The 18,620-nt window shown below is 62.2% G+C and carries 16 protein-coding genes, 1 tRNA gene and 1 other RNA gene; 7 read left to right on the forward strand and 11 right to left on the reverse strand.

Annotated elements, in window-relative coordinates; translation table 11 throughout:
- Positions 1-5 precede the first annotated feature (5 nt).
- From gluQRS to AC6I21_RS01420, 3 genes are all read right to left on the reverse strand, one after another.
- A complete protein-coding gene (gluQRS, locus tag AC6I21_RS01410; protein ID WP_497762950.1) occupies positions 6-926 on the reverse strand; it encodes a tRNA glutamyl-Q(34) synthetase GluQRS in 921 nt (306 codons plus the stop codon).
- 27 nt (positions 927-953) lie between these two features.
- An RNA gene (ffs, locus tag AC6I21_RS01415) (signal recognition particle sRNA small type) lies at positions 954-1,050 on the reverse strand.
- 84 nt (positions 1,051-1,134) lie between these two features.
- Positions 1,135-2,550 (reverse strand): HNH endonuclease, encoded by a 1,416-nt coding sequence (locus AC6I21_RS01420; protein WP_497762951.1) that lies wholly within the window; start codon positions 2,548-2,550, stop codon positions 1,135-1,137.
- Between the two features lie 293 nt (positions 2,551-2,843).
- On the opposite strand from AC6I21_RS01420, the gene AC6I21_RS01425 reads away from it, so the two are divergent.
- Positions 2,844-2,931: transfer RNA gene (locus AC6I21_RS01425), tRNA-Ser, on the forward strand.
- Positions 2,932-3,075: 144 nt separating this feature from the next.
- Here AC6I21_RS01425 and AC6I21_RS01430 read toward each other — a convergent pair.
- Positions 3,076-4,275 (reverse strand): IS1249 family transposase, encoded by a 1,200-nt coding sequence (locus tag AC6I21_RS01430; protein ID WP_497762869.1) that lies wholly within the window; start codon positions 4,273-4,275, stop codon positions 3,076-3,078.
- A 99-nt stretch (positions 4,276-4,374) separates the two neighbouring features.
- On the opposite strand from AC6I21_RS01430, the gene AC6I21_RS01435 reads away from it, so the two are divergent.
- Together AC6I21_RS01435 and AC6I21_RS01440 are read left to right on the forward strand one after the other, a co-directional pair.
- Complete coding sequence (locus AC6I21_RS01435; RefSeq protein ID WP_497762952.1) at positions 4,375-4,770, forward strand: VOC family protein; 396 nt, start codon at positions 4,375-4,377, stop codon at positions 4,768-4,770.
- Positions 4,771-4,910: 140 nt separating this feature from the next.
- Entirely contained in the window at positions 4,911-5,705 is a 795-nt protein-coding gene (locus AC6I21_RS01440; protein ID WP_138925534.1) for a response regulator transcription factor, read from the forward strand.
- A gap of 270 nt (positions 5,706-5,975) precedes the next feature.
- Here the strand turns inward: AC6I21_RS01440 and AC6I21_RS01445 are convergent, their stop codons facing one another.
- A complete protein-coding gene (locus AC6I21_RS01445) occupies positions 5,976-7,016 on the reverse strand; it encodes an isopenicillin N synthase family dioxygenase (protein WP_497762953.1) in 1,041 nt (346 codons plus the stop codon).
- 254 nt (positions 7,017-7,270) lie between these two features.
- On the opposite strand from AC6I21_RS01445, the gene AC6I21_RS01450 reads away from it, so the two are divergent.
- Together AC6I21_RS01450 and AC6I21_RS01455 are read left to right on the forward strand one after the other, a co-directional pair.
- Entirely contained in the window at positions 7,271-7,570 is a 300-nt protein-coding gene (locus AC6I21_RS01450; protein ID WP_054821128.1) for a type II toxin-antitoxin system VapB family antitoxin, read from the forward strand.
- 91 nt (positions 7,571-7,661) lie between these two features.
- Complete coding sequence (locus tag AC6I21_RS01455) at positions 7,662-8,303, forward strand: LytR C-terminal domain-containing protein (RefSeq protein ID WP_497762954.1); 642 nt, start codon at positions 7,662-7,664, stop codon at positions 8,301-8,303.
- Between the two features lie 39 nt (positions 8,304-8,342).
- On the opposite strand, the gene AC6I21_RS01460 is transcribed toward AC6I21_RS01455, so the two are convergent.
- Together AC6I21_RS01460 and AC6I21_RS01465 are read right to left on the reverse strand one after the other, a co-directional pair.
- The gene (locus AC6I21_RS01460) at positions 8,343-8,996 is read right to left on the reverse strand and encodes a DsbA family oxidoreductase (RefSeq protein ID WP_497762955.1); all 654 of its coding nucleotides are present in this window, start codon (positions 8,994-8,996) and stop codon (positions 8,343-8,345) included.
- 28 nt (positions 8,997-9,024) lie between these two features.
- Entirely contained in the window at positions 9,025-10,371 is a 1,347-nt protein-coding gene (locus AC6I21_RS01465) for an amino acid permease (RefSeq protein WP_138174737.1), read from the reverse strand.
- A 269-nt stretch (positions 10,372-10,640) separates the two neighbouring features.
- On the opposite strand from AC6I21_RS01465, the gene AC6I21_RS01470 reads away from it, so the two are divergent.
- Positions 10,641-11,297 carry a YoaK family protein gene (locus AC6I21_RS01470; protein ID WP_138174427.1) on the forward strand — a complete coding sequence of 219 codons (657 nt, stop codon included), beginning with the start codon at positions 10,641-10,643 and terminating at the stop codon, positions 11,295-11,297.
- A 13-nt stretch (positions 11,298-11,310) separates the two neighbouring features.
- Here AC6I21_RS01470 and AC6I21_RS01475 read toward each other — a convergent pair whose 3' ends face one another.
- From AC6I21_RS01475 to AC6I21_RS01490, 4 genes are all read right to left on the reverse strand, one after another.
- Positions 11,311-12,411, reverse strand: coding sequence for an alpha/beta hydrolase (locus AC6I21_RS01475; protein ID WP_138174425.1), 1,101 nt, complete (start codon positions 12,409-12,411; stop codon positions 11,311-11,313).
- A 210-nt stretch (positions 12,412-12,621) separates the two neighbouring features.
- Complete coding sequence (gene aceB, locus AC6I21_RS01480; protein ID WP_138174423.1) at positions 12,622-14,259, reverse strand: malate synthase A; 1,638 nt, start codon at positions 14,257-14,259, stop codon at positions 12,622-12,624.
- 129 nt (positions 14,260-14,388) lie between these two features.
- The gene (gene aceA, locus AC6I21_RS01485) at positions 14,389-15,690 is read right to left on the reverse strand and encodes an isocitrate lyase (RefSeq protein WP_138174421.1); all 1,302 of its coding nucleotides are present in this window, start codon (positions 15,688-15,690) and stop codon (positions 14,389-14,391) included.
- Between the two features lie 515 nt (positions 15,691-16,205).
- Complete coding sequence (locus AC6I21_RS01490; protein ID WP_138174419.1) at positions 16,206-16,811, reverse strand: HutD family protein; 606 nt, start codon at positions 16,809-16,811, stop codon at positions 16,206-16,208.
- 300 nt (positions 16,812-17,111) lie between these two features.
- Between AC6I21_RS01490 and AC6I21_RS01495 the strand changes: the two genes are divergently transcribed.
- Complete coding sequence (locus tag AC6I21_RS01495) at positions 17,112-18,602, forward strand: helix-turn-helix domain-containing protein (RefSeq protein WP_171021125.1); 1,491 nt, start codon at positions 17,112-17,114, stop codon at positions 18,600-18,602.
- Positions 18,603-18,620 lie beyond the last annotated feature (18 nt).

Here is an 18,620-nt window from a genome sequence, read left to right on the forward strand (position 1 = left end):
ATACCCTATCTGTTCTTCGATGCATCAGGCATCAGCTGGTGAACAATTTCATCTGGCCGTACCACCCAAGGCTCCCGGGGCAGCCGGGCCGGGTCAAAGGCCCGCAACGCGGCGTCGAGCGAGCTGGTAGGCAGGCCCAATGACTCTAGCAAGATCCCGCGCACTTGGTCGGCATCAATGCCTTTCTCGAAAAGGTCTTCGAGGGTCACTGACCCGTCGCGTTTGGCCAGCCGTTGCCCCTTGTCGTTGACCGCCAACGGCACATGGGCATATTCGGGGACGGGCAGTGACAGCAGCGACGCCAAATAGGCCTGCCGGGGCGCCGAAGAGAGCAGGTCGTCCCCGCGCACGACGTAGTCGATGCCGAAGTGCCCGTCATCAACCACCACGGCGAGATTGTACGACGGTGCGCCGTCGTTGCGTAACAGCACAAAGTCGTCGACCAGTCCGCGGTATTCGCCAGCCAATTCGTCATGGACGGTGAAGGAGGCGGTTTCGGCGCGGAGCCGCAAAGCGGCAGGCCGAACTTTGGCTCGCTCGGCCCGCTGCACGTCCGTCAGATTTCGACAGGTGCCCGGGTAGGCGCCGGGTGCGGCGTGCGGCGCGGACGCCGCTTCGGCGATGTCCTTGCGTGAGCAGAAGCATTCGTAAACCATTCCGCGTTCAGCCAGAGACGCGATGATCTGCTGATAAGTGTCCAGCCGCTCGTGCTGGCGGACCAGGGGACCATCAAAATCCAAGCCCAGCGCCGCCAATTCCTTGAGTTGCATTTCTTCGGCGCCGGAACGCACACGGTCCAGGTCTTCAATGCGCAAGAGGAACTGCCGCGAGGTTGAGCGGGCAAATAGCCAGGCCAGAATCGCAGTGCGTAAATTGCCAAGGTGAAGCGGCCCCGAAGGACTTGGGGCGTAACGACCAGCGCCCACCTAGACTCCATTCACGCATCGTGGAAAAGTAAAGACCCCTCATGCACCTGCCAGAGCCCATCTACCCTTGCTACCTTCCGGTCCTGGGGGAGTTCAACAGGATGACACCACACGAGGGGTCACCGAAAATACTACCGGAGACGTGCCCGTGGATGAAATCGAGGAGACGTGCCCTTGCTCTCAACGAGGGTGTCAAGATCCTTGCCGCTTACCCGGCATTCTGTTGGGGAGGGTCACGCCAGCCCAGAACCCGGAGCACTTCATCGTTCACCTCGACTGTGGGCAACATGGGATTTGTCGCCATCTCGGGTTCGAACGATTGGGCGCTGCGGATGCTGCCCGGCAGGTGAGTTTGAATCATCCCGTTGGGGGTGCGCCATTCAACCGAGCCATCCGGGCGGTATGTGGATTGCCACCCGAGCGCATGCTTGAACATCTGGTGCCGCTTGCACAGCAGTCTCGTGTTCCGCCGTGTCGTTCCGCCGCCCTTCGCCCAGTCATCGATGTGGTCGATTTCGCTGGCATCGGGCAACCGACGACATCCGGGGAAGCAACAGTGCTCGTCCCGCCAGCGAAGGAATTCCCTTAGCACGTTGGGTGGCCGGTAGCGGGCTCGACCAATGTCGATTACCGCTCCGGTCCAGGGGTCGGTTAGCACCGGAATCAACGAAGGCGCGTTCTTGGCCAGCTGCAGCGCCACTCCCAGTGGGACCGGCCCGTAGCCTTCTAGTTCCGCTACCGTCCGTTGTGGGTTTGCAAGCATCTCCAGGGCCGGGATGGTGATTGCAATACGAGCCTTGACGTCGGCTCCCTTGCGCTCCGGCCAGCCATCCAACAACACATCCCGGAAGATGTCCGCGCGAATCTGCGCGTCGCCGCGATCGTCGTCCGGGTCGCGGTGTCCCGCGATGTGCCAGTTCAGCGTATTCATGATCGCGAGTGCGTCCTGGGCTTCCAGGGTGATCAGAATCTTGGCCATCCCGCCATCTTCGTTCCAGCAAATGACGCCGCGTTCGGCCTGCTTCACCTTGTGGCGTTCCTCCGGGCTTTGTGGATGAAGGCGTCCGCGCATCTTCTGCGCCTGTTTCTTGACGGTGTGGTCGGGGCTGGTGCGGGCAATGGGCAGCAGCACCTCTTCCAGATGGTGGGCTTCCTCCGGTTCAAGATCCTGCGAGTTTTTCACGATTTCCACCGCGCTCTTGGTGGTGATGCTTCCTTGGCTGAGCTCGCTGAGCGTCCTTGGGCACAAATGGCGCAGGCCTTCTGCGGTGATCAGTTTGCCTCGCACTACCCGCTCGGGTTCGCGCATGGCGATGGAAACTTCACTGACCAGCGAAGAGCGGATGATGTCCGGGTTTCGAGGGTCGACTCCGTAGTACTCAGCGCTGCGTTCCTGGAGTGCGTCCTGGAAGAGGACCTGTTGCTCGGCGTTCTGTTCCGCCTCCCGATTGGCCAGTTCCAAGGCATCAGCCAGCAGGAGCGCTTCCGCGCTATCCAGTTGTGAGCGAATTCTGGCGATTTGCTCAAGCTGGGTCAGGGCCTGCTTTGCAGTGGTGGCAACACCGAGCGCCGACAGTGTGGTGACGTTATCTGCCAACGAGCTGAAGACAACTTCCCGTTCCACCTGCGCGGACCAGTCTCCATCTGATCCACAAAACTCACGATGAGCAGATGGGAGGATGTGCAAACGGTGAGGATCACCGTCGTTATGAAATACATCTCTTTTTCCCATGTATTCATTGTCTCGTGGCACCCCGACACTTTGATCTCGCGGTCTGCGCGATGGGGATAAGCGTCCGGAATCCCCGAACTTCCGGGGATCTTGAGCGACTGGGATACTTTTGAGGCTGGCCCGGAACCCGATTCGTGAATCAGGAAAAATTTCGATATGCTGGAGCCTGCTCTACAGAGCGCTATGGAGGATTCGCCTAGCGGCCTATGGCGCACGCCTGGAACGCGTGTTGGGTTCACGCCCTCGGGGGTTCAAATCCCCCATCCTCCGCCAGATGGATGTCCCGGTGGACCGTAACTTCGGTTCACCGGGACATTATCATTTAAGCCCTGGGATCCTGCGGACTTGAGGGCTATAGGCAATAAAGTGTGTCTGGCCCGGGCGTGTTCCAAGGCCAGACACCTTCAAGACCAGTGACTAGTAGCTGTTTCGAATCCAGCCTCTTCTGATGAACTGTCCATCTTCGGTACTAGCGCCGGTGCCATAAAGCTCCGGGCCGATTGGCTCGTCATCTGACACTTGCTCAGCTGCCTTCTTTGCTTCTGGAGAGAAGTGCTCCGGCCGTAAAAGCTCTCCCAACGCAGGGCGATTCGCCTCATCGGTGTGCGTCCAGCAGAACCACTCGCATGCTCGTCTTCGATGCTCGACCGGCATCCCGCGATGATGAAAGATCATGGCTCGGATCCCGGAGTTCACCGCGCCTTCAATCATGTTCGTCGTCGCGTTGATCCCCAGACCTTTTAGGTCCTTGTTCAAGTACGTGAACAAGTGACCGCGCTGCATTGCTTTCCTCATGGACTCGTAGGCGCTTCGTAGCCGTTCATGGGTGTACCACCACTTCCGGGTGCCATGAACACCTTGCGGTCTGGCACCGGGCCAGTCAGCAGCGTAGGTCTTCTCATTGATCAGGTTCTGGTTCTCTGCATGCCAGGCAGCGAAAGCGGCCATCCATTCTGTCGCGGCTTCCTGCGTCTGGATTTTCGTGAGTTTCAAGCTTAGACGCCGCAGCGATTTACCAGCCTGCAACCGAGGATTCATCGTCAGGTAGGTGCGAACGTTGCGCTGGATATGGACCAAGCAGCGTTGGATCTTCACATTAGGCCAGAGCTTTTTCAACGCTTTCATCAGTCCTGATCCGCCATCAGTCAGCACGACTTTCGGCTCGGGAAAATGCTCCAACAAAGCGATCCATGCCACGGCTTTTTCACGGTCGCACCACTGCCATCCGATAACGCTTCCGTTAGCGATAGCGATCAGCAGGCACCAGCCTGGACGGATATAGATACCGTCGACTTGGACTTCATTGAAAACTTCACCAGTTCGCGGTAAATAGGGTTCGACGTTCCAGCACCAAGCGGTCTGGTAGCGGAAAGTCCGGCCAGTGCCTCCGCCGAATTCGGCTTGAGAAAGCTTGCTCATGAGCCAACCGACGAAGCCAGTGAGTTGGTTGCGAGCTGTGGTGTCAGCTCGCTGGAAAGTGGTGCTCGAATTGCAGTTCTTGCATCGCCAGCGTTGGGTTCCTTTGGATGTCGTGCCGTTCTTTTTCATGGGTGAATGGCAGATAATACAAGTATGGGATTGTCCAGTAAGCTTCACACTTATGGATTGAATACCCATGTGAACCTTGATCCTGTCCCGGCTTTCCGGGGCAGGACCAGGTTTTCAGACACACTTTATTGCCTATAGGCCGGACTTGATCCCTGAGGGGAGCCGAGAATGACTAGTTGGATCACCGAGATCGGAATCGACTGTCATCAACCCGAAGCCTTGGGGGATTTCTGGTGTGCCGCACTGGGCTTTGCCGTTATCGAACGCACCGCCGAATTCGTGTCCATAGGTTCGCCCGCACTACGTGGTGAAGGTGGGCTTATGAGGAGTGCGGGTGAGGGGTCCGGGACCCCGATCCTGACCTTTGCTCGAGTTCCCGAGGGCAAGGGCGTCAAGAACCGGCTGCACCTGGACCTCACCCCGCATGGTGTTTCCCAGGAGGAGGAAGTGCGGCGTCTAATTATCCTTGGGGCCCGTCCCATCGACATTGGTCAGGGCATTCAAGAATGGGTGGTCATGGCCGACCCCGAGGGCAATGAATTCTGCGTCCTATCTGATCGATAGGCCCGCCGCGTCGACGGTTATGGGTGTGGCGTCGTTGTTCCTGGATTGCATTGGATTTGCGGCTTCCCAGGTAATCTGCGCTCTTTACCCGTCATCTCTTTCCCCGTCAGCCGCATGTTCTGCTGTAGTATCTGCTGTACTTGGGAAAAATTGGATCGTTCATCGATGTTTGGGGCATAGATATGGTGAATGAGAAGCGCAGAGTTGTGCTTATTTGTGGAGACGCGGCGGCGGGACCAGATTTTGATTTGGTGCTGCATAACGCCGGGTTCTCTGTTGACCGTGCGGACTCGGGCCGCTTAGGGGTGCAGCAGGTTGAGAGGGCCGAAACGGACATTGTCCTGGTCTTCCCCGGGCTGCCGGATATCGACATGAATGAAACCATTCAGCGAATCCGCCCGATAACCAAAGCGCACATCATTGCGATGTTGCCCAGCGACGACGAGATAGAAGTCGTGCTGGCGCTGGAGGCTGGGGCCGATCAATACATGGCCGGAACCGGACGCATGCGGGAGCTTCGCGCCCGGATCAACGCGATCATGCGGCAACGCGAGCGAATGCGGCAGCTGCTGAACGGAATCGATCCAGACGGCGGCGAGGAATTGCGCCACCGGGATCTGATTCTGAACACCAGCACGTGGGATGTGACGATTGACGGAACCTCCATTCCGGTCACCGCCACGGAGTTCTCGCTGCTGCACATGTTGCTGATGAATCCGGGGCGTGTGCGCAGCAAGCAGGAGATGGTGCGCCATCTCAATGGCTACGAGAACGGCGGAGACAGCTACATTTCCTCCGCCGATCAACGCAGCATCGAGGTGCATATCGCAAACCTGCGCCGCAAGCTGGGTGACTCGGCGCGCGAACCAAAATGGATTGAGACCGTTCGCGGCGTTGGCTACCGAATGATTACGGAACAGAAACTAGCGGTCTGACAGGCGTATTCAGATGAATTGATGAAATCTTTAGATGAACCTATCAGTAGTTTGAGTCACACGGGTAAGAATGGGGGCACGGTGTATACCGGGAGTGCTTCTCAGATGACGGCCTGACTGGTAATTGGGGGACCAGTTGACGTCATGAACACTCGCACTGTTAACAGCAGACGGTTGGCAAGAGCTTCAGGTTCCTGCCAACCGTCTGCTGTTTACAGCACCGTAAGGGCTCCCGCGCTCGCGGCGTCCGTTGCGCCCGGCCTTGCGAACTTAAGCGCTGGCCTTGCTCTGCACCAGTTCTGGGTAATGGATTGCCGCGGTCTGTGGGTGGGCGCGCAGCCAACCCTTGAGCACATTGGCGCCGTAGGAGGCCAGCATCGGGTTCTGCGGATCATCGGAGACACCCCGGGCTTCGGCCGCCAGTTCGGCTGGCAGCTGGACCTTGTCGATCACCGCGTCCAGACGCGGGGAGTAGAAGAAGGGCACCGAGTAGCGGTCCACGCCCGCCGGCGGGGCGATCACCCGGTGAATGGTGGCCATCAGGTAGCCGTCCGTTGCCACCTCGAGCATCTCCCCCAGGTTCACCACCAGCGCGCCGGGAGTGGGTGGCACTTCAATCCACTCTTCCTGCCCGTACGGCTGCACCTGCAGCCCGCCCACGCTGTCCTGCAGCAGCAGGGTGATGAAGCCGTAGTCGGCGTGCAGCCCCACGCCCTGGTTGCCGGCGTCCGGGACCACGTCACCGGAGACGTAGTGCACCAGCTTGCCCATCCAGGCCGGGGTGTTGGCAAACGGCTCATCGAAGTGGTCCTCATCCAGCCCCAGGCCCACGGCCAGCGCCGAAAGCAGCTCATGTCCGGTCTGGTGCATCAGCTCGGCCCACGCCATCGCGCGTTCCTCCAGCTGTGGGAAATCCTGGGGGAACTGGTTCGGGCCCTGCAGATTCAGGTAGGGGGCGTCCGCGGGAACGGCGTCGAGGGCAGGGCGCTGTGGGCCGTAGTCGATCTGTTCGCGCGCATCGGCCCGTCCCCGGGTGATCTCGGTGCCCATCCGGGTGTAGCCGCGGAACTGGGCGCTGTTGCGGTTATCCAGCTTCAGCTTCTGCTCCACCGGCTTGGCGAAGAACTCGGCGATGGTTTCCAGCAGCTGCTGGTCCTGGTTCTCGGTCTTGGCGTAGCCGACGATCTGGAAGAAGCCGACGCGGTGCGCCGCGTCGCGCAGCTTCTGGACGAACTGCTGGCTGAAGGAGCCGTCGGCGTTGCGGGCGGTGGAGATATCGAGCACTGGGATCTCGGTGACTGCGTTGTTCATGCCCACAATGTTGCACCCGCCGCGGCGATTGTTACCAGCGTAGGTTACGCACGGTTCCGGCAGGTTAATGAATGCGTCGAAATCCTTGTTTTCTGCGTGATTACTGGGGCATACTGCCCGGCGACGGCACGCGGGGGCGCTGTGTAGAGGACAACGAGCCGCTCCGCCGGGGACATGGTAACCCACGCGGGGGCGGCTGGCCGCATCCGTTGCGTTGCGGGTCTGGGCCGACAGTGGTTTTCTATGCTGGAGGGGTGATTTTTAAAGCAGTAGGAGAGCAGCGCCCCTATCCAGAGCATCAGATGCGCAGCACCCGGGACTGGAGCGCGATTCCCCCGCAGCAGGTGCGCCTGGAGGAGCTGACCACCACAAAGCGGACCCTGGACCTGGAAGCCCTGTTGGCCGAGGACTCGACGTTCTTCGGGGATCTGTTCCCGCACGTGGTGCGCTGGCAGGGCAACCTGTATCTGGAGGACGGGCTGCACCGCGCCGTGCGCACCGCCTTGCACCACCGTTCGATAATGCACGCCAGGGTGTTGAACCTGGACGAGTAGCCGGTAAGCTACAGGTCACACAGGGCATCGACGCCGCCCCGGCCAGGCCGGCCACTACGGAGCGCGGCGCGCGGGCCCGGAAAGGTGGGCCATGAGCGGCGAGCAGGAACCCCAGGACGCGAACACCTGGCATGGGCAGCGGATCGTGGGGGAGGATGAGCTGTCCTTCCAGTCCGACGCCCAGGCCAAACGGCGCCGCCGCCGGCGGCAGAACGTCGTATTCGGCGCGCTCAGCGCACTGGTGGCCGTCGTGCTGGTCGTGGCGCTGCTGGTGTTCACGCAGAAGATCCAGCTACCCGGGCAGCGGCAGACCCCGGCCGCCGCCGACCAGCAACAGCCGATTGCCGACCCCGATTGCCCGCAGCGTGACTTCACCTACCTGGATCCGAACGAGGTCGAGGTGCGGGTGCTGAACGCGGGCGGGCAGAACGGCCTGGGCGGCAGCACCGCACAGAAGCTGTCCCAGCGCGGTTTTCAGATTGCGCTGACCACCAGCGCGGTCAGCGACTACGCGGACACGGTGGGCGCGGTGGTTTCCGGCCCGCAGGGCTATGCGCAGGCGCTGACCCTGCAGCGGCACTTGGATGGGGCCGTGTACGTGTTCGACAAGGACAAGCGCGGGGCGCAGGTGGACTTTGAAATCGGTGCGAAGTTCGCCGAAATGACCAAGACCCGGCGCCTGGACAAGACGCCGGGTCCCCTGCAGTGTGCCGCGTCGGCGGCGAAGAAGTAGGAGAAGCCGGACGGCAGGGCTGCCGGCGGTCTCCTGCCGCTAGCCCTGCTCGGCGCGCACCTGACGCAGCGCCTGGACAAAGTTCTCGGCCGGCTGCGCGCCGGAGATCCCGTACTTGCCCTCCAGCACGAAGAACGGCACCCCGCTGATGCCCAGCTGGCGGGCCTGGTCGATGTCGGCTCGCACCTCATCGGCGTGGGCATCGGTTTCCAGCACGTCCAGCGCCTGCGAACGATCCAGGCCCACTGCGGCGGCCAGGTCGGCCAGGGTTTCCCGGTCGCCGGTGTCCAGGCCGCGCTCGAAGTGCGCCGAGAGCAGCGCCTCCTTCATCGCCGAGCCCTGCCCCTGCTGCTTGGCGAACTGAAGCAGCCGCAGCGCGTTGAACGAATTGGCCGGACGCAGTTTCTCAAAGTCGTAGGACAGCCCCTCACCGGCGGCCTGGTCGGTGACGTGCTCCAGCATGCCCTGCACCTGCTCGGCCGGCATTCCCTTGACCTCGCTGAGGTACTGAAGTTCAGTGCCCGCATAATGCTCGGGCAGGCTCGGGTCCAGCTGGAAGGCGTGCCAGTGCACGTCGACCTGGTCGGCAAAGTCCAGCTGCTGCAGCGCGGACTCGAAGCGGCGCTTGCCGATGAAGCACCACGGGCAGGCGATGTCGGACCAGATGTCCACGCGAAGACGTTGTTCACTCATGTCGGTGCCAACCCGGGGCCGGGCGGGCTTATTCCCGGCCGCTGCCCGAGGGGGCGTCCACCGCCTGCGCGGCCGGGGCCTTGACCAGCAGCTTGTAGCTGATGCCCAACAGCACCAGCCAGCCGGCGCCCACGTAGAGTGCGACCCGGGTTTCGGCGCTCAACGCCAGCAGCACCACCACAAAGCCCATGAATGCCAGCGCCGCCCAGGCGCTCAGGCTGCCGCCGGGCACCTCGAACGCGTTGCGCTTGCCGCCGGTGCGTCCCATTTCACGGCGCATCGACAGGTAGGAGGCCAGGATCATCACCCACACCCAGACGGTGGCGAAGGTGGCCAGCGAGGCGATCATCAGGAACAGCTGCTCGGGCAGCAACACGTTGAGCACCACCCCGATCACCAGCACCAGCACCATCACCAGCACGGTCATCCACGGCACCCCGTTGGCCGAGACCCGGGTGAAGGAGCGCGGGGCCAGGCCCTTCAGGGACAGGGCGTAGAGCATCCGCCCGGCGCCGAAGGTGTCCGCGTTGATCGCGGAGATCGCCGCGGTGATCACCACGAAGTTCAGTACGTGGGCGGCGGCCGGGATGCCCAGCGCGTCGAAGATCTGCACGAACGGGGAGGTGGTCCCGTCGATCTGGCGCCAGTCGAAGAGCATCATGATCACGGCCAGCGAACCGACGTAGAACAGCAGGATCCGCCACGGCACCGTGTTGATCGCGGCGGGCACCGCCCGGGCCGGGTCATCGGCCTCCCCGGCGGTGATGCCGATGGTCTCGATGCCGCCAAAGGCGAACATCACCACGGCGAAGGAGAGCAGCAGGCCGGTAAAGCCGTTGGGGAACAGGGTGCCGGCGGCCAGCAGCGTGTCCAGGCCCGGGGCGGTGTCCTGCCCGGGGGCGTGGAACCCGAAGACGATCAGCGCGGCGCCGGCCACAATCATCGCCACGATCGCGCTGACCTTGATCACCGCCAGCCAGAATTCGGTTTCCCCGAACACCTTGACCTTCATCAGGTTGATCACCAGGATCAGCAGCACCACCGCCGCCACCCAGATCCAGCGCGGGACCTGCGGAAACCAGAAGCCCATGTAGATGCCGAACGCGGTGACGTCGGCGATCGCCACGATCGCCATCTCAAAGGTGAATGTCCAGCCGGTGACGAATCCGGAAAAACGCCCCAGGTAGCGCGCGGCGTAGTGCGCGAAGGAGCCGGAGACCGGGTGCTTGACCGCCATCTCGCCCATGGCGCGCATCACCACGAACACCGCGGCGCCACCGATCATGTACGCGAAGAGCACCGCCGGTCCGGCGGCCTGGATGGCGGCCGAGGAGCCGTAGAACAGCCCGGTGCCGATGGCCGATCCCAGGGCCATGAAGCGGATGTGTCGGGCATTCAGGCCCCGGGCGAGGGCCTGCTGGGTTTCACTCACGGTGCGAACTCGGTTCCTGGTTGGCTAGATTGGAGTCGGTGACGCGCCTACCGCGCACCGCTCTGCCGGCCTTGCGCCGGCACCTGCGCGGCGGTGGACGTCGAACCGTGAAAATCATACGCGCTGCCGCGCCCTTTTGGGTACTGATGTGGCGCAAGTCAATATGAGGTTGACCGCAGGCACGCGCCGGGGCCTGGGTAAAGGGGGAAGTGGTGGCCAGAAACCTGTCGTGGCGGGGAGTGTTCTTCGCCGGCGCGATCACGGCGATCGCCGGATTCGTGGACGGGGTAGGGTTCATCCACTACTCCGGGTACTTCCTGTCGTTCATGTCCGGCAACTCCACCCGCTCCTCGGCGGCGCTGGCCGGCGGGGATGTGACCGGGTGGTGGCTGGCGATGGCGTTTGTCTCCTGCTTCGTGCTCGGGGTCATCCTGGCCACGCTGGTCGGCGCCCGGGCCCGGGTGCACCGCCGGCCGATCGTGATGTACATTTCCGGGGCCCTGCTGGTGGTAGCGGCGCTGCTCGGCGAGCGCGGGCAGGTGCTCACCGCCTGCGTGCTGGCCAGTGCGATGGGGGCGGTGAACGTGAGCTACACCCGCTCCGGGGAGGTGTCGATGGGGCTGACCTACATGACCGGCACGCTGGTCAAGCTCGGCCAGCAGCTGGCGGCGGCGCTCAGCGGCGGGAACCGGGGGATGTGGGCGCCCTACGCGGTGCTGTGGGCGATGATCACCCTGGGCTCGCTTCTGGGGGCGATCAGCTACCTGGCGTTCGGGCTGGCGGTGCTGTGGATCGCGGCCGCGGCGATGCTGCTGTGGGCCACCCTGGGGCTGAACCATGAGCGGCGGCAGCGAGCCCTGCGCACCTAGCCGCAGCCGAGCGCTACCTTGCGACCGGCTGCTGCCCGGCCCCATCCGCTGGCGTGGCCGCGGCGCTGCGCCGGGCGGCGGTGTCCTCGGTGACCCTGCGGGCCAGCGCCTGCAGCCGGGACCCGGCCATCCGGTGGCGCTGGGCATCCAGCCAGGAGCCAACGGCCAGGTAGGCGCGCTGGCGCACCTGGGGCACGGAGAGGAAGATGTCGTGCAGCGCCCCGTCCAGGCGCAGCAGGGACAGGTTGGCGCCCAGGTCCACGCTGCGCCGGGCCACCACCTGAACGTTCAGGGCCACATCCGCGCGGGTGGCGTCCGGGGTCCAGCGCGGCAGCAGGTAGTCGCGGGCGGAGAGCAGCACCAGCACCGGCTGCTGCAGCTCCAGGCCCTTGGCCACGGTGGCCTGGGCGCGGAACACGGCGTTGACGAACCCGGTGGTGATCCGAAAGCCCTGCGGGGGACGCCACTGCAGGTTGTAGTCCCATTCCCCGTCGTAGGCGCTGGAGACGCTGCGGGTATAGAACCCGGGGTCCACCCGCGGCAGTTCCCGCAGCGGGTTCAGCCGCGAGCCGGCGGCGAACAGCGCGGAGATTGCGGTGCGCCCGAACTCGGTGGCCTGGAATTCCAGCCAGGGGCTGTTGAGCACCAGCGCATCCACCTTTTGCGGGTTCTGCGCCGCGTACAGGGACGCGGTCAGCCCGCCGGTGGAATGCCCCAGCAGCACCACCCGGTTCTGCGGGTGCTCGGCGCTCATGATCCGGTGGGCGGCATCCAGTTCGGCGAAATACTCCTGCAGGTCCGTGATGTACCCCGGTGTGCTTTGCGCGGTGAGGTTGCGCCCGTAGTTGCGCAGGTCCACCGCGTAGAAGTCCGCCCCGGCGGCGCTGAAGAACTCGGCCAGCTCGCGCTGGAAGAAGTAGTCGGACCAGCCGTGCAGGTAGAGCACCGAGTGCCCGCGCAGCACCCCGCCCACGGCGCGGCGCCAGCGGGCCGGACGGTGCCGGATGAGGGTGGCCTGCTCAGCGTCGGGCAACGGCAGCACCCGGCACTCAAAGTCCTCGCCGAGCACGTCAGCGGTCCATCCCTGCCCTTGCCGGTCCCATTCTGCTGCCATGCCTCCAGCATAGGCGCTGGCCGCCACCGGTCCCTCCGCCCCCGGTCCCGGCGCACAGCTGCAGCGCCCGGGCACAGCACAGCGGCACCCGCCGCGGATTCCTGGGGCCCCGGCCCGCCTCGCCCCCGGTTCGGGCAACAGTGCCGGAACCGGGAACTTGGGGGCCGAAACCTGGTGGAACGCTGGCGGGTGCCGCAGGTCCTTGCGGGATTAGCTGGCCATCGCGTACTGGCGGGCCGGCTTGTCCAGGTAGCGCAGGTAGGCGTTGGAGGTCAGGAACGTCGGGAAGTCATCGCGCAGCGAGCAGGCCTCGAAGATCTCCATGGCCTCCTCAAAGCGGTCACCTTCGAAACGCTCAATCTTCTCCATGGTTTCCTCGGCCAGTTCGCTCACCCAATGCCGGGTGACCACTTCGCCCTCGTCGGTGATCGCCGACTGGTGGATCCATTGCCACAGCTGGGAACGGGAGATCTCCGCGGTGGAGGCGTCCTCCACCAGGTTGCGGATGGTCACCGCGCCGTTGCCGCGCAGCCAGGACTCGATGTAGCGGATGCCGATCTCCACATTGTCCCGGATCCCGGTTTCGGTGATGCGCCCACCCAGCCCGGAAACGTTCAGCAGCTCGGAGGCCGAGGGCTGCACATCCTCACGCAGCCTGGAGACCTGGTTCGGATTCTCGCCCAGCACGTTGTCGTAGGCCTTCATCGCCACCGGCACCAGGTCCGGGTGCGCCACCCAGGAGCCGTCAAAGCCCTCGGCCGCCTCACGGGACTTGTCCGCGTTGACCTCGGCGAAGCCCTGCTCGTTGATGCGCGGATCCTTGCGGTTGGGCACGAACGCGCTCATCCCGCCAATCGCCAGCGCCCCGCGGCGGTGGCAGGCGCGCACCAGCTGTTCGGTGTAGGCCCGCATGAACGGGCTGGTCATGGTCACCGAGTCGCGGTCGGGCATCACGAACCGGGCGCCGCGGGAACGGAAGTTCTTGATGATCGAGAAGATGTAGTCCCAGCGTCCGGCCACCAGGCCGGCCGAGTGGTCGCGCAGCTCGTAGAGGATCTCCTCCATCTCAAACGCGGCGGTGATCGTCTCGATCAGCACGGTGGCGCGGATGGTGCCCTGCTCGATGCCCAGCAGGTCCTGGGCCAGGATGAACACGTCGTTCCACAGCCGCGCCTCGGCGTGGTTCTCCAGCTTCGGCAGGGAGAAGTACGGGCCGCGCCCGGCGGCGATCAGGCGCTGGGCGTTGTGGAAGAAGTGCAGTCCGAAGTCCACGAACGCGCCAGCGATCGGCTTGCCGTCGATGAGCATGTTCTTCTCCGGCAGGTGCAGCCCACGGGGGCGAACCACGATGGTGGGCAGCTCGCGCAGCTCGGTGCTGTGCGGGGTGAGCACGGTGCCCTCCACGGTGGTGTAGTCAATGGTCCCGTCCAGCACCCGGCGCAGGTTCACCTGGTTCTTGATGACGTTCGCCCAGGTGGGGGAGCACTGGTCCTCCATGTCGGCCATCCACACCTTGGCACCGGAGTTCAGTGCCCTGATGGTGGACTTGCGGTCGATGGGGCCGGCGATCTCCACGCGGCGGTCCTCCAGGCCCGGCGCGGCCGGGGCGACTTGCCAGCTGTTGTCTTCGCGGATATGGCGGGTGGAATCCAGGAACTTCGGGTCGTGGCCGTTGGCGATGCGGGCCCGGTTCAGCTGGCGGCGCTGCATCAGTTCCACCCGGCGGGATTCGAATGCCTGGTGCAGCTTGGCGATGAAATCCAGTGCGTCGGCGGTCAGGATCTGTTCCTGGTAGCGCACCGGGGAAGCGGTGATGGACACGGTGTTCAAAGTGATTGGGGAGTTCATGGCTGCATATCCTTAAAGACTTAATGGCTGGTGGGGCCCGTGGGCCCCGGCAACCGCTGACGACTGGTGTTGAGTTTGTCGGCTGCCGGGGCGTTTCAGACCCCACCAAGGCTCGAAAAGTGAGCCGGTTTAGTGGAATTGGCCTTCTTCGGTGGATCCCACCAGGGCCAGGGTCGAAGCGTTCGGGTTCAGGGTGGTCGAGATGTCATCGAAGTAGCCGGTGCCGACCTCACGCTGGTGCCGGGTGGCGGTGTAACCGCGGTCCTCGGCGGCGAACTCGCGCTCCTGCAGGTCGACGTAGGACTTCATGCCGTCCCGGGCGTAGCCGTGGGCCAGGTCGAACATCGAGTAGTTCAGGGCGTGGAAGCCGGCCAGGGTGATGAACTGGAAGCTGAAGCCCATGGCGCCCAGCTCGCGCTGGAACTTGGCGATGGTCGCGTCGTCCAGGTGCTTCTTCCAGTTGAACGACGGTGAGCAGTTGTAGGCCAGCATCTGATCCGGGAACTCGGACTTGACAGCTTCGGCGAACCGACGGGCCACTTCCAGGTCGGGGGTGCCGGTTTCCATCCAGATCAGGTCCGAGTAGGGCGCGTAGGCCTTGGCCCGGGCGATGCACGGCTCGATGCCATTCTGCACCTTGTAGAAGCCTTCCGCGGTGCGTTCGCCGGTAATGAACTGCTGATCGCGTTCATCCACGTCCGAGGTGATCAGGGTGGCGGCCTCTGCATCGGTACGGGCGATGACCACGCTCGGGGTGCCGGCGACGTCCGCTGCCAGGCGGGCGGCGTTCAGGGTGCGGATGTGCTGCTGGGTGGGGATCAGGACCTTGCCGCCCAGGTGGCCGCACTTCTTCTCGCTGGCCAGCTGGTCTTCCCAGTGCACGCCTGAGGCGCCAGCCGTAATCATCGACTTCATCAGTTCGTAGGCGTTCAGCGGCCCTCCGAAGCCGGCTTCGGCGTCGGCGACGATCGGAACCAGCCAGTCCTCGACGGTCTTGATGTCTTCGGAAAATTCGATCTGGTCGGCGCGCAACAGGGCATTGTTGATGCGACGCACAACCTGCGGCACCGAGTTGGCTGGGTACAGCGATTGGTCCGGGTAGGTGTGGCCCGAAAGGTTGGCATCCGCGGCGACCTGCCAGCCGGAAAGGTAGATGGCACGCAGGCCGGCCTTGACCTGCTGGACCGCCTGGTTGCCGGTCAGGGCGCCCAGTGCGTTCGTGTAGCCGCCGGTCGGGGTTTCTTCAGTCAGCTGCTTCCACAGCTTTTCCGAACCGCGTTTGGCCAGTGTATGCTCCTCTTGGACTCGGCCCTGGAGCTTGACGACCTCGGCTGCCGAGTAATCACGGGTGGTCCCCGCCCAGCGCGGGTTGTTTGCCCAGTCATTCTCAAGGGTTGCAATCCGGTTCTCGGTGGTGTTCTGATCGGTCATGTCCTGCTCCTTCGTCAGCTGTCGTCCTCTACCGGTGATGCTCCGGTCTTGCCGGATCTTGCCGGTGGACTTCCTCGTGACAACTACTTTTCCCCAGGGGCAAGAGTGTTGCTAGAGGTTATCCAAGGAAAGATCTCCGATTATTGATGGCGTGAGAAGAACTAGTTTTTTTCGCTTATCTATGAGGTGGATCATGAAGAACGTGCGATTTTTGAGGATTCAACCCAGAAGAATCGTCAAATTATAGATTTCAGGGTTTTTTGCAAGCGCAACGTGGTGCGATTCGTGGATAAGAGGGAACCGCTTGCAGTGGTGGTACAGAACTGCGCGCAAGAAGCCGCCCGGAAGTTTGCAATGTGTCGGAACTCCAAAAAGCCTCCCGGCTATACAACCGAGGTATAGCGAATGCATGGCCATGCAGTGGGATGGGTGGGCAATTCCGAGCATAGACGGCCCTTATTCCCAGGCGCGGGCTTAACTCTGAGTGCGGGTTCGCAGGGGTAGCGAGGTGCTGTTTACCCGTTTCGGTCCAGAGAAACGACGGCGAGCGTCCCCCGCCCGTGTAATCTAACGCCTTCTGACTCGCTACCGATGACCGTGTCACGCAACATCATGCGGGACTCGTTATCGGCGGTATTCACGATGGCCTGTCCTTGGATGAGGACGCCGAGTTGCCCGTCAAATAGATATTGCTCGCGGTTTTTGGACAGTTCGACCAGGCGGACGACACCGCTTACCTTGGATGTGTCATGCGCCAGATGAAGAATCAGCAGTTGTTCCATGGGGCGGGCGGCTTCGATTGATGACCTATCGGCAAGAGTAAGAGGTCGAAATAATTCGAGGCCTTGACTCTTTCCCTCAACCTTTAGCTGGAGGAACTCGCCTTCGATAATAGTCACAGTCTGTCGGAGCATTGACGTCTCAAAAATACCAGCGCGTTCTACGGACCGAACCGAAAGAAACCATGATGTCTCGTCATTCGATGATGGCACTAGTAGTCCCTTCTGGGAGACTGTTCCAGTGGCTATTTGTCGCATGTCCCCCAACTCCCACGACCGCTTCGTGCTGGTGGCAAGTGGAATGATTGAACCGGGCGTGTATGACGAGACGTTTTCGCTCATGGTACGAGTCTAAGGGTCGTAGTTTGAGTCGGGGTACCGGCGGTGAACGACAAAGAAGCGCACACGCAGAGATCTCCGGCACCTTAGGTTTCCGGCCTACTCGATGCGGACTCGGTCCTAAAGGACTCACGAGGCGAAGACTATAAGCGTGTTCCGGTTTTCCAGGACCTGGAGCTCCTGCCATGAGTCATCTTGTAATTTCAGGGATTCTTTGACGGCGTACGCACCACAGGTATTCAAGGACGGCAACGAAATTACCAAAGGCTGGAAAGTATCTCAGTTCTTTCCTAGACTGTGCGTGTGACGACTACCACATGGAGCGGGCAGGTTCCCGGTGAATCAGACGATTCCGAACGCGCAGAGCTAGATTCCATCGCGCTTGGACGAAGGATTCGGCACCTTCGGAAGCAAAAGGGCTTCACCCTCGATGATGTTTCCGGACTCGTGGATACAGCACCCAGCCAGCTGTCGCTCATTGAAAACGGCAAACGGGAACCGAAGCTTTCACTTCTCAGAACTTTGGCCCGAGCCCTAGAAGTCGGTATCGATGACCTTCTTGGTACTGAGCCGCCCTCCAGAAGGGCAGCACTCGAAATCGAACTGGAGCGGGCTCAGCGAGGGCCCTTATATCAATCGTTGGGCCTGCCGACGGTCCGCGTTAGCAGCACGCTATCCATGGATGTGCTGGAATCCTTGGTGGGGCTGCAACGAGAACTGGAACGACGACTTAATGAACAAGCAGCGACACCGGAGGAGGCGCGGCGGGCGAACACCAAACTTCGTGAAGAGATGCGGCAACGAAACAACTACTTCCCGTCCTTAGAGGAAGAAGCCAGCTCGTTGCTGAAAGCAATCGGCCAAACCGAGGGACCGCTGTCAACACATCAGATTACCGATATCGCGAGTCACCTGGGCTTTACACTCCACAATGTGTCTGACCTCCCTCACTCGACACGATCCGTAACCGACCTGAAAAACAAGCGCATTTACTTGACACAGTCGTCTCGATCGGAGTTCAGCACACGTTCGGTCCTTCTGCAGGCTTTCGGACATCAGGTACTTGGGCATCAAACGCCGAAGGACTACGCCGAATTTCTGAGACAACGAGTTTCTACCAATTACTTTGCTGCAGCGCTGATGATGCCCGAAAAAGCTACTGTCGATTTTCTGCAACGCGCAAAGGAAGCCCGCGAAATCGCAGTGGAAGATATCCGGGACGCTTTTGCTGTTTCCTACGAGACGGCAGCTCACCGTTTCACCAATCTTGCGACAGAACATCTGGGAATTCCGGTGCATTTCCAGAAGGTGCACGAGTCAGGCATCATTCACAAGGCGTATGAGAATGACGGCGTGAATTTTCCGCAGGATCACATTGGCGCGATCGAAGGGCAGTCGGTGTGCCGGTACTGGACCAGCCGAGAAGTCTTTAACGTTCCAGACCAGTTCAGTGCATTTAACCAATACACGGATACGATTGCAGGAACGTTCTGGTGCACGGCGCGTACCGAGCGTTCGACCAGCGGCCGATTCTCGCTGAGTATCGGGGTTCCATATGTCCATGTCAAATGGTTTCGCGGCCGCGATACAACTGAGCGATCAACTTCAACCTGCCCAGACCCTTCCTGTTGTCGTAGGCCCCCTCACGATCTGCAACAAGAGTGGGCAGGGCAGGCATGGCCAAGCGCCCGAGCTCAGACTCATCTTTTGGCAGCGATGCCGCAGGGCGCATTCCCCGGTGTTGACGAAACAGAGGTTTACGCCTTCCTCCATCATCATGCGCAAATCAAGTGACCTAGCACCGTCAGATAT

It is taken from the genome of Glutamicibacter sp. St.4D3, assembly GCF_059728615.1.

Bases quoted from the DNA above. Each gene is read 5' to 3' on its own strand.
- AC6I21_RS01445 (WP_497762953.1), bottom strand. From the start codon at position 7,016: ATGAACAACGCAGTCACCGAGATCCCAGTGCTCGATATCTCCACCGCC.
- AC6I21_RS01490 (WP_138174419.1), bottom strand. From the start codon at position 16,811: ATGAGCGAAAACGTCTCGTCATACACGCCCGGTTCAATCATTCCACTT.
- AC6I21_RS01430 (WP_497762869.1), bottom strand. From the start codon at position 4,275: ATGGGTATTCAATCCATAAGTGTGAAGCTTACTGGACAATCCCATACT.
- aceA (WP_138174421.1), bottom strand. From the start codon at position 15,690: ATGACCGATCAGAACACCACCGAGAACCGGATTGCAACCCTTGAGAAT.
- AC6I21_RS01435 (WP_497762952.1), top strand. From the start codon at position 4,375: ATGACTAGTTGGATCACCGAGATCGGAATCGACTGTCATCAACCCGAA.
- aceB (WP_138174423.1), bottom strand. From the start codon at position 14,259: ATGAACTCCCCAATCACTTTGAACACCGTGTCCATCACCGCTTCCCCG.
- AC6I21_RS01460 (WP_497762955.1), bottom strand. From the start codon at position 8,996: ATGAGTGAACAACGTCTTCGCGTGGACATCTGGTCCGACATCGCCTGC.
- AC6I21_RS01455 (WP_497762954.1), top strand. From the start codon at position 7,662: ATGAGCGGCGAGCAGGAACCCCAGGACGCGAACACCTGGCATGGGCAG.
- AC6I21_RS01475 (WP_138174425.1), bottom strand. From the start codon at position 12,411: ATGGCAGCAGAATGGGACCGGCAAGGGCAGGGATGGACCGCTGACGTG.
- AC6I21_RS01465 (WP_138174737.1), bottom strand. From the start codon at position 10,371: ATGGCCCTGGGATCGGCCATCGGCACCGGGCTGTTCTACGGCTCCTCG.